General features: G+C 48.3%; 9 protein-coding genes. 3 read left to right on the top strand and 6 right to left on the bottom strand.

The window, feature by feature from the left end:
* Positions 1-532 precede the first annotated feature (532 nt).
* The 6 genes from AC1S52_RS10100 to AC1S52_RS10075 form a co-directional block, all read right to left on the bottom strand.
* Positions 533-1,024 (bottom strand): REP-associated tyrosine transposase, encoded by a 492-nt coding sequence (locus AC1S52_RS10100; protein WP_482028867.1) that lies wholly within the window; start codon positions 1,022-1,024, stop codon positions 533-535.
* 383 nt (positions 1,025-1,407) lie between these two features.
* Positions 1,408-2,694: an MFS transporter gene (locus tag AC1S52_RS10095; protein WP_482028866.1), complete on the bottom strand. Its 1,287-nt coding sequence runs from the start codon at positions 2,692-2,694 to the stop codon at positions 1,408-1,410.
* Positions 2,695-2,848: 154 nt separating this feature from the next.
* Complete coding sequence (sixA, locus tag AC1S52_RS10090) at positions 2,849-3,352, bottom strand: phosphohistidine phosphatase SixA (RefSeq protein WP_482028865.1); 504 nt, start codon at positions 3,350-3,352, stop codon at positions 2,849-2,851.
* 75 nt (positions 3,353-3,427) lie between these two features.
* Positions 3,428-4,723 (bottom strand): DHH family phosphoesterase, encoded by a 1,296-nt coding sequence (locus AC1S52_RS10085; RefSeq protein WP_482028864.1) that lies wholly within the window; start codon positions 4,721-4,723, stop codon positions 3,428-3,430.
* 334 nt (positions 4,724-5,057) lie between these two features.
* Positions 5,058-5,555: an HNH endonuclease gene (locus AC1S52_RS10080; RefSeq protein WP_482028863.1), complete on the bottom strand. Its 498-nt coding sequence runs from the start codon at positions 5,553-5,555 to the stop codon at positions 5,058-5,060.
* A gap of 57 nt (positions 5,556-5,612) precedes the next feature.
* Positions 5,613-6,707, bottom strand: coding sequence for a hypothetical protein (locus tag AC1S52_RS10075; RefSeq protein WP_482028862.1), 1,095 nt, complete (start codon positions 6,705-6,707; stop codon positions 5,613-5,615).
* A 1,102-nt stretch (positions 6,708-7,809) separates the two neighbouring features.
* Here AC1S52_RS10075 and AC1S52_RS10070 point away from each other — a divergent pair.
* The 3 genes from AC1S52_RS10070 to AC1S52_RS10060 all read left to right on the top strand — a co-directional run bounded on the left by AC1S52_RS10070 (position 7,810) and on the right by AC1S52_RS10060 (position 10,639).
* Positions 7,810-9,777, top strand: a complete 1,968-nt coding sequence (locus AC1S52_RS10070) for a hypothetical protein (RefSeq protein WP_482028861.1) — start codon at positions 7,810-7,812, stop codon at positions 9,775-9,777.
* The gene (locus tag AC1S52_RS10065; RefSeq protein ID WP_482028871.1) at positions 9,738-9,995 is read left to right on the top strand and encodes a hypothetical protein; all 258 of its coding nucleotides are present in this window, start codon (positions 9,738-9,740) and stop codon (positions 9,993-9,995) included. The genes AC1S52_RS10070 and AC1S52_RS10065 overlap by 40 nt, the downstream gene beginning before the upstream one ends.
* Before the next feature lie 80 nt (positions 9,996-10,075).
* A complete protein-coding gene (locus tag AC1S52_RS10060) occupies positions 10,076-10,639 on the top strand; it encodes a hypothetical protein (protein ID WP_482028860.1) in 564 nt (187 codons plus the stop codon).
* Positions 10,640-10,832: the final 193 nt, after the last annotated feature.

Below are 10,832 nucleotides of genomic sequence, written 5' to 3'. Positions count from 1 at the left end.
AGCGGTGTCTGACACCAGTTGGGTGCAGTCTACTAGGCGCTTTTTTACGATACTGGCGACCCGCGCTACGGAACGGCGTTTTTTTCACCTCGGTTGGGACGGGCTACCTACTCTCGAAAGATACAAGGTTGGGTTGAGTTCACGAAACCCAACAACCATAAGCTTTGCAGCAATCAATGATTGTATGAATAAGAGTGCAAAGATACAGTTGAATCGTACCCTTTTGCGTATTGGTAATGTTGGGTTTCCTGTCGTCAACCCAACACCCATCGGCACATCCTCACTCTTTACCAATCCAACCAGGAAACTCCATCTTCTCATTTGCACCCCACTCTTCTGTATAACCCTCATGTGTCACTCTAGTTAAAGTAAAATCCAGGCAAAACGCTGAAAGTCTTTCACCCTCTGCTGTCTGGCATATACGCTTCATTGTCAAAGATTTTGAAATATCGGAAATAAGCTGTATATGCTAGGACTCAAGCCGTATAGGAGCTTCAGCATTTTTGACTAGATTTGCTTTCTCGAAAGTGATTCAAGAGGGATAAACGCCAGCTTGGACAAACCGATGAAAACTTGAATATATCCAATCTTTCGGCGCTTCAACTAATCCATGACTCACCGGGTTGTAATGAATATAATCAATATGGCGAATTAAATCGGATTCATCCTGAATGTGATGTTCCCAAAATCGCCGCTGCCAAATGGCTTGCTCTCCTTTGCTCTGGCGCGATTGTGAGCGTTGATGTTTGTATTTTTGAGGACAATGGCGGCTGAATTCGCTTTTAATCAAGCGCCAACGGGTGGAGAAGTCGGCATCTGCTTGGGGTAATGTGCAGATGCAGTGCAGGTAGTCAGGGAGGACAACCATCGCATCAATAATGAAGGGGTGTTTGGTTTTGGCGGTGCGAAAGGCGGTACGCAGTAAATCGACGGTTTGAGGGGTGTGGAATAGGGGTTGGCGTTGATAAGTGACAACCGTGAAGAAGTAGCTGGCACCGGGAGTTTTGGCGCGGCGGTAGTGCATAGATTGACCTGTAACCGATAGGCTTAGAATGGGCTACAGAGGAGTCAATATAACAGGGAAGTTGTTGGGTTTCCTGTCGTCAACCCAATCTACGAGGCTTTACTGGCTGTGTTTGTCAATCGAATCGATCGCCCGGATTGATTTCAAAGGTGTCAGGTGTCAGATGGTAGGGATTCAAAGAGAAAGGTCAATATGAAATCTGTAGTGTGTGAAATCACTGTTTGACTGAGTTCCTATCACAGGTCACTCCTAGCCAGATCACTGCTCTGTGCAAAGAAATTTTAGATACTCATTTCAGAGCCAATGGCTGGAGTTCCTGAATCGAAGGGGAGGGTTACGTGGATGAGATAGCCAGAACGCCCATCTACTCCGCACTCCCCACCTCACCCCCTCCCATCCACCTGCGGCAACAGCCCAATTCTCTGATAGATCGGGCGGATGTTCTGGCGCAGGGTTGGGAGTTGATAAATAAACAGAAGTGCCCCCAGGACACAGGCGAAACCACTGATAGCCAGCGTTTGAGGAGCACCAATTCGGCTAGCCAGGAACCCAGCTACTAGATTGCCAAAGGTTGCCATACCCGTAAACGACATGATGTAAAAACTCATCACTCGACCGCGCTTGTCTTCATCGATGATGGTTTGCAAAATAGTGTTGCCTGAAATGCGTTGCAAAATCAGGGTCACGCCCATCATTAATGTTGACAGCAACGATAACCAGAGCACCTGAGAGGAAGCAAAGATCATCAAGGCAATGCCAAAGAAAGCCGTAGCAGACCCAATCACTTTGGTTAACCCACGGGCATTGGGTCTGGAGGTCAGGTAAACCGCCGAAATCAACGCTCCCAGACCAGAACCTGCCATTAACAACCCCAGGGTTTCAGGTCCCCCGTGTAAAATCTCACTAGCGAAGATAGGCACCAGGGTAATGTAGGGCATGCCAAACAGGCTGGTCAGGGCAGTAAGCGCCAGAATTGCACGAATCGGTTGAAACCCAAAGGCATAGTCAAACCCGGTTCTCATCTCCTGCCAGAGGTTGCCCCGTTTGGGAAGAGTAACCACAGCTTCACGGGGTAATTTCATCGCCAGCAGCCCAATAATGACGGCAATGTAGCTAACACCATCGATCAAAAAGCAGGTGCTCGTCCCAAAGGCGGCGATCGCAAACCCAGCCACCGCCGGACCCAGCAAGCGGGCACTGCTGAACAGAGAAGAGTTGAGGGCGATCGCGTTACTCAGGTCATCCTTGTGATCGACCATCTTCACAACAAACGCCTGTCGGGCAGGCATATCAAACGCATTGATACATCCCTGAAACAGGCTCAAGACAATGATATGAGAGATATGGATAGTATGGGTCATTGCCAGAAATGCCAGAGCAAAGGACTGGCTCATTGCCAGCACTTGAGCAATGAGGATGGTTCGGTGGCGATCCCACTTGTCAATCAACACTCCAGAAACCGGCGTTAGCAAAAAACTGGGAAACTGACTGGCAAACCCCACCACTCCCAGCAACCAGGCTGAGTGGGTCATGGAATAGACCAGCCAGATGGTTGCGGTTTGGGTCATCCAGGAACCGACGAGGGAAATTCCCTGACCTGCAAAAAAGAGCCGATAGTTGCGCGATCGCAAGGCTCGTAACATGGGCAACTGATTGACGCTCAAATTCATCCACCATTTCAAAGGGATCTATCTTCAGGATTCCTGATTTTTTCCCTTTCAGGCTCATCCAACTGTATGGTTTAGCCTGGATAGTTGTCGGTTGGTGGTGGTCAGGCGGCAGTATGGCTTGTTCACCCTCCGCACCCCGTGCCTCCGCCTCTGTTTACCCAATCAAAAATCGGGGTGGTGTGAGCCAGAATAGCTGACTGTTGCCAATGGGAGAACCGCTTTCTGGCAGGGTGAGACCGACAATGCCTGCCTTTTTAAGGGTCAGAACGCCTTGGGCGGTACCCCAGAGTAAAATTTCTGCCCATTCGCTCAGGTCGGGTTCGTGCCCTACCAGGGCAAGGCAAGGGTTTTGGGGTTGCTGCCATGTCGGGAGCCAGTCCAACCAGTCTTCAATCTGACCGGCATGAGCCAGATAGTCCGCCGCCTCTAGCTGCTGGCTCAGACCAGCTTGCAGCAATATTTCTGCGGTTTGTTTCGCCCGCACCAGGGGGCTGGTCAGTATCAAGTCAAACTGTAGATTGAGATCGAGCAGCCGTTGGGCAATCTGGCGGGTCTTTTTCTTGCCCTCTTCTGTTAGAGGGCGCTCATCATCATTGGTGTAGGTGCCCCGTTCCCCTGCCAGCCCGTGGCGAATCAAGTAGAGTTCAAGCGCTGCCATATTAGAAAGGGTGAAAGCGAAAGGACGAAGGATCAAATCTATCTACACTTTAGCCTTCATCCTTTCGCTTTTCGATTAGCTCATCCCATTGGGAAAGTGCTGCTCTGGGTTGACCAGACGCAGGAGCTTTTGTTTCACCTGGGTATCGAAAACATTCCACTTCATCTTGGCGTACTCAGCGCTTTCAGTGAAGCCAGAGAGAAAACCCAGGGGAATCTCAAATCCACCTGCCTGCGATCGCCCACCACCAAAGAACCGCCCCTGGGTATCCTGTCCAAAGGCCTCTTTGATAAACTCGTCGGGATCAAGGGTGATCTTATTGGTTCGCAGGGAACCGACCACCAGTTCCAGGTCTTCGTCTTCATCGTGGACGATGCCGTAAACGACTGCCGTGTGAACGTTCTCCTCCGTCACTAGAAAATCCGCTGCCTGGGGAATGGCATCCCGGTCGTCATACCGCAGGTAGCCAACCCCCGCAATCGAAAAGTTGTTTTGAACGATGCGGTTCTTGAGCGATCGCTCAATCACATCCATCACCTGGCGAGAGCGAGACGACTGAAGCACCGCATTGAGCAACTGGGCATCGTAATAGCGGCTCAGATAGGCGGCTGCCAGAAAGTCTTCTTCCTGTGCCTGCCTCAAGGCATTGGTGTCAGAGCGCAACCCGTGCATTAAGGCAGTAGCGCACTTCATGTGTTCACTGGAGTTGCTATCCAGCTTCAGCAGTCCTGCCTGGAGGTATTGGGTCAGGATCGTTGCGGTGGCACGAGTGTAGGGACGAATGTCCACAAACTCAGCCTTCGTGTCTTCCTGCATACTGTGATGGTCAATGACAACCGTGATCGGAATTCCCGCCTGAAGCAGAGACGGTACCAGTCCGCAGGTAGTTCCCTGGCTGTCTACTAAAGCGCAACCGTGATATACGGAAAGGTCACGGCTCTTCAGCGTTGGCAATGACCAGCGCTGCACAGGTAAGCTCGTTAGTTTAACCAGCGCAATATTCTCTTGGTGGCTAACGGTACCCGCATAAACGATATCGCATTGAATTTCAAACTTTTGTGCAATCAATTTGTAAGCCCAACCAGAAGCAAGGGCATCTGGGTCAGGAAAATCTTGCAAAACCACAATTTGCCGTTCTCCCCGGTGCCGCTCCAGTGTTTGTCGCAAAGCTTCGACCTTCTGGCTCTGCTCCAAAGAACGGGGAACATCATAGCCAAATGGCTGGGCAGGCAAACTCTGGGATTGGGAGATGGACTTTGCCACTGGCTTAAGAGCGCTGGGGTGAAGGATGGTAGCGTGGGCAGGAGAATCAATTTGGTTTGCTTCTGGTGCTGTCAGTATCCCCTCAAGGGGTGTGAGCGAGTCTTGCATAGTGAACCAATGAAAGTTAAGTGCGGCGAGAAATCTACCCAATCGCAGTCAGATCTCTGGTAGAAGCCAGCACTTAGATGCGATAAGGTGCTATTTCCGATCTTCGCAAAAAACTTGGAAATCGTCATAAGCCAAAGTGAGTATCCCAACAGAGAGATATTGCACAGCCCACTTAAAGCCTATCCGAAAAAGCTTAACTGACAAAGCCCAACACCAGACTCAGGAAGTTTTTGGATAGGCTTTGCTATGACCATCCGTGGCTTTGGCTATGAGTCAATTGTCAACAAGTTATGACCCTGACAAAACAACCCCTCCGCATTTCAGTACAGAGGGGTCACACACCGATAACATATTTGCGCCATTCCTGGTTGACACCATTTTTAAGATGTTTGGTGACTTCAAAGTATAGCCCACTGTAAGGTTTTCGAGGCAAAACGTGTAGGTTCATACTCGCTTCCTTGGGAGTCCGGTTTCCTTTCTTGACATTACAACGGACACAGGCAGTTACAATGTTCTCCCAGGTATCGCCACCACCGCGCGATCGCGGAATTACATGGTCGAGGGTCAGGTCTTCCCCTGCATAGCCACAGTACTGACAGGAGTGACTATCTCGATGCAAGAGGTTGCGGCGGGTCAGCGGAATTTCTTTGTAGGGCACCCGAACATAATGGCGCAGCCGGATCACCGTAGGCAGGGGAAAACCAGAATAAACATACTTGCCATTATGTTCAACCTGCTCTGCTTTTCCCTTAATTAACAAGACAACAGCTCTACGCCAGCTCGTAATGTTGAGCGGTTCGTAGGAAGCATTGAGCACCAGAACCTTGCCCATTAGGATTTAGTTAAACAAGAGTTTTCCAGATACTAGCACAGGTAATAGGGATCGTAATTAAGTCGAAGTGTTGGAATTTAGTTTTTCAGGATTGATCTGGAACTGAATTGTAGGCGATTTACGCTTTCCAGGTAATTCCTGGGCACCCAGAATATACCCGCCTTTCTGTAATTCTTCCACTGTCCGCCAAAAAATCTGATTGTTCCGCGAAGAGTTGCTCCCTAACAGGTCAAGGTTTTTGAACAGGTACTGCTTAGAGACACTCAAATACTGCCCATCCTGGGGCGAATCCCATTTCAAACGGCTGGCAAGATAGATGAGCAGCTTGGTTCTGTAGTCATTTTTGGCATTACTGCCCAGCTTTTGAGTAATGTCAATATCACTGGCAAATAAAACATAGTCGCCTGTACGGCTGGGTCCATCAAAGAACTCCAGAGAGACTGTATAGGAATCGGCTAATTCATAGGTATAGTCGGCAGCTTTCGCCAGGTCAAACTCCCGTGACAAATTTTCAACCTTAAAGCTTTTAATCCGGAGCACGCTTTTGATCACAACCTCTGCCCCGATCTTATTGCCTTCCCGGAGTGATTTCGCTAAAACCAGTTCTACCCGGTGGAGGGACACTAGATCGCGGTTCAGTTGAGACCTTACCTTGGCATGAAAGCTTCCTCCCTTGGTGCGCGAATAACCAAGACTTTCCAGCAAGTCATTGGAGCGAAAGGTAACAATCGGACCATTGTGCTGTTCCGCAGCCAGTTTGTAAAGATATAACACGATGCCGACCTGACGAGGATTGAGAAAGGTCAGAAGCGCCATGAACAGCCGCTGTATCTTGCGATCCTGAATCTTTTCTAGCCCTTTGCCAATTCCCCGGTCTACCAGAGTTTCCAGATCCAGGCTTTCATACTCTTGCTTTAGCTCTTCCCACTCATCCGTAGTTAGATCTTCTAGAGGAACTCGGCGGGTAACCGCGACCTCGCCGGAATCAGTGGCATCGCTCTCAACTCTCAATTCCAGATAGTATCCATCCCCATCGGAACGCAGAATGGGTAAGCGCACGTCTGGGTTGTTTACTGATGCCCCTGCTCTGGGCATTACCATCAGCAATTGCCCATCAACTGGAAATGTTAGTGCTTTGTTCGTGGGGGGCATATATCAAGGACTGCAATGAATGGACTGAATTCTACATGATCCTTCTCCATCGATCATGAGTAGCTCTATCACTCCGGCGTATGTTTTATGGTTTTGACTCTATGCCCTATCGGCTCTGTCCTATCACTCCGGCGTATAAATGGGATTAACTCTATCACTCCGGCGTATAAGTCCCTACTTTCTCTATCACTCCGGCGTATGTTTTGTAGTTTTAGTTCTATCACTCCGGCGTATAAGTTGCCCTATCACTCCCGCGTATAAATGGGACTTTCTCTATCACTCCCGCGTATAGATTGCCCTATCACTCCCGCGTAGAGTTTAAATCTTGCCTTTCAGTTTGTCTTTTGTTGCACGATGCTTGCGTGGCTTGTTCTATCACTCCGGCGTACAGTAAACTCTATCACTCCCGCGCAGCTATGCCTTTTCCTCTATCACTCCAGCGTACAGATTACCCTATCACTCCCGCGTATATAGGCTCTATCACTCCCGCGTAAAGTAATCGGTTGTTCAATTTGAATATGTTGCACCTGCAATTTTTGAATGTTTAATAGGCTCGTCTTTGCTCAGACCTATTGTTTCTAGCGAAGTATCGAATGCTTATTCTCTTGACTTGACTTGGAGGCTACATACAGCAGTTCAACATTTCTTTAGCTATAGCGTTTCCTGTTTGGGTGAGGTCCATCTCATCTGTTTGACTCAAGGATTCTAAGGCTATCCATGAACTTCACTGGATTCAAAAACGCTATACGCAGCTCAAGTTGTTGGATTTAGAGAACAAATTGGTGCGGATGCTTAGTAAATAGAAAACCGGGATCGAGCCTCGCCAAAGTCTCAACGTTCCCGGCTTTCCATTTAGGACTTGAAGAAGTGTAAATTTCTTCAAGTGGTTTGTATGTCTGCATAATAACAGTCCAAATAAGGTTCGCAGACAAGAATTTGACTCAATTAATTATTTGGGTCGAGTTTGTTTTGGTTTAGCTCGTAAGACTAGAAAGTTTTGCGTGTGAATTTTTTCTGTGCGGATTTGGGGCTGTGTTCTTGTTGTATTGGGACCTGGCAAGCAGAGAAATAGGTTCGATTCCATCAAGTGAATGGAATGAATATGACTATTGCTCTGCAATCAACCAATCATTTTCAATCGGTGCAGGAAGAGGATCCCTTTCTTTCCCTTTTCCCCCATCGGTATGACTATATTTATGCGAAACAGCCTGAACCAGGGCGATCGCCAGATTGGAAAACTGAAAACCGCCATCCCCTTGCCGATCGCTTAATTCGTCAAGGGACCTATTTGTTTGGGGTTCGGTTTGGTAAAACTACAAATTATTGCTTACTGGATATTGATGTGGGCAGTCCCTATCATCCCAAACGCGATCGCCTGGCTATTTCCCGCATCCTTGCCGCTTTAGAACCCTTGGGACTGGTCAGCGGTGTTACTTGTGTTTCCAGTAATAGTGGTGGGCTTCATCTTTACTTTCCGTTTGAAGAAGCTCAAAGCTCCTGGGAACTGGCAATGGTGATTACGACATTATTAGAGAATGTAGGGATTCGACTCGTTCCTGGACATCTGGAACTTTTTCCTAATCCCCGTTCTTACGCCAGTGATGGAAATTTCAGTTTATTTAATGCCCATCGTTTACCACTTCAAGCGGGTTCTTATTTGTTGAATGATAATTTTCAACCCATCTGGAGTGATCCAGTTGTTTTTGTCCAGCGCTGGCAGTTTGCTCAACAACGGAACCAGGTAGAAGTTAAAACATTGCATCGGTTGCATCGACAATTGCGTCGTAGGGACTATCCGGTATCTGGCAAGGCAGATAAGTTTATCAATGATTTAAATGCAGAAATTGAACTGGGTTGGACAGGGCGAGGGCAAACCAATCGGCTTTTGGGGCGAATTGCGATGCGAACCTATGTTTTCCATCATGTTTTGCATGGGGGGGAACCCCTGACAGGTCAGGGACTTGTCGATCAGATTGTGGCAACCGCTCAATCTTTGCCGGGATATAAGGAATGGTGCCGCCATCAGCATGAAATTGAGCAACGAGCAGAGGAGTGGGCACGTTGTGTTGAAACTAGCCATTACTTTCACTACGGTACGGCGGGTGGTAAATACAAGCCTAAAAAGGATGGGCAAATTGATGCAGTTTGTTCTGAACCAGCACTGAGTTGGAATCAGCAACAGTTGCAGGCTACACGTGAGCGGATTCGGCTGGCGATCGCTGATCTTTTAGAAAAGGGATCTCTACCGGGAGCCGCAACGGCAAGATTTCATGCGCTAGTTCAGTACAGAATTGGTGGAGCGTCTCTGTACCGTCATCGCGACCTCTGGCATCCTAATTATTTATCTTCTGAGTATTTGTGTATTGATCATTTACCTCTAGAGGATCTGCCCCTGTTACCTGGGGAAACCCCCCCAGACCCCCCAGCTTCTTTTAAGAATGAGCAGTTAGATTGCGCTGGTGGCGCATCTAACCTGCACAGTTCTACAAGCTTATTACAAGGTACTGGCAGTAATCCTGCTCTGGCTCAGGATTTGGGCGATTGTACTTCTGGTTGTTCTGGTTCTTCAGGTAGTAATGATGGGTTGCAGAATCAATCAATCCAAGCCATTGATCAGGGTTATTCCCAGTCCAGGTTTCTCTTTGATGCTGCCTGGGCTGATGTCAACCAGGAAGCTTCGCGCATTGCCCACCAGCAGTCCAGGCGGATCCAAAATGAGGCACGGCATAAGGCGTATGTCGCCCGAATGCAGCAATATTTAGAATCAAATGATCCAATTTTGATGGCAGAAGCATTTGCCTGGGCAGAAATCAATCCAGGGATTTTGTCGATAGAGGAGCCGCCTAGCCCCCCTGACGCACGTTTAGCGGGAGTTGAATTAGAAGTATCCAGGGATTTGTCTGACTTACTGGCGGCGATCGCTGTTCAGGTGCAACGGGTGAGGTTAATACCTGAACAGGTTTGTGACTGTCTGCTCACGCTGTTTGGCAAGCTAAAACTATCTGATCTGGACGATATGGAATTAGCACAATGGCGCTTGTGGTTAGAGCATCAGCCAGTCGAACATTAACCAACCTGGGAGAAGGCGATCGCGATCGCCAGTACGGACCGGGCATTTTGGCAAATATGGATTGGACTATTCAAATCTTCAAACGTTTGCAGGCTGTGCTAACTATCGTGACAAGTCGTATATCAAAACAGTGGTGGTTGAGAAAGCCTGGGTTCCCATTTTCTGTTTCTATAGAAATCTATTTTGGATGGTGCTTATCTACAAGTCAGTCATCATGACATCAAAAAAATAAACTCAGTTTTGGAAATCAGCGGATAGAATTAAAAAGATCCATACACATTTACCCTCATTAACTTCAATGGCACTATCCACTCGCAAGCGCCCCAGGGCATCCCTTGTTAAGCAAGAAACCGTTGGTCATGCAATCTCGTTCTTAGAAGAGTTACCTGAAAAAACAAAGGAAGATTTGTCCTTGCGGGAAGCGGTGGGGCAGATGCAGGAACAAATTAAAGCCGCCTTGGACAAGGGGTATAACTACGATGAAATTGCCAAGATGCTATCGGAAAAAGGCATCAGGATTAGTGCGCTGACACTTAAGAACTATGCTCCTTCTGGTAGGCGGCAGGCAGGCAAGGGAAAAACTAAACGCCCCCGTAAAACCTCTGATAATCCTTTCACTTCAGGAGAAGACGCTTCTAGTGCGCCTGAATCGACTCTGGAAACCAATGGAGCATCTGACTCGGAACCCGATGAAGAACCGACGGCAACTCGTCCCCGGAGAGGCAGACGGAAAACGGTTGCGGCAGAAGCAAAGACTGACCGCAGAACCAGCACCCGCTCTTCCCGCAGTCGTAACTCAACCGCAACGGAAGAACCGGCTCCAACGTCTACAAGAAGACGCAGAAAATCTAAAGACGCATAGGTTGGGAGTCACAAACCAGATGATTGCTGGTTTGTCACTGATTAGGTGTAGAGATGGAGGTGGGACTGAAGTGATACTTCTGTATGTAGGTTTGAAATCCTTTGTTGAAAGCTCATCCGAAAACTCTCTGAGTCTGATGTCAGGCTTTGGCGGTAGGTTTTTCGGATAGGCTTTATCTACATTAAATCGGAAA

Source organism: Kovacikia sp. CALU 1929, from assembly GCF_056784235.1.
This window is presented reverse-complemented; position numbering and strand designations above follow the sequence as displayed.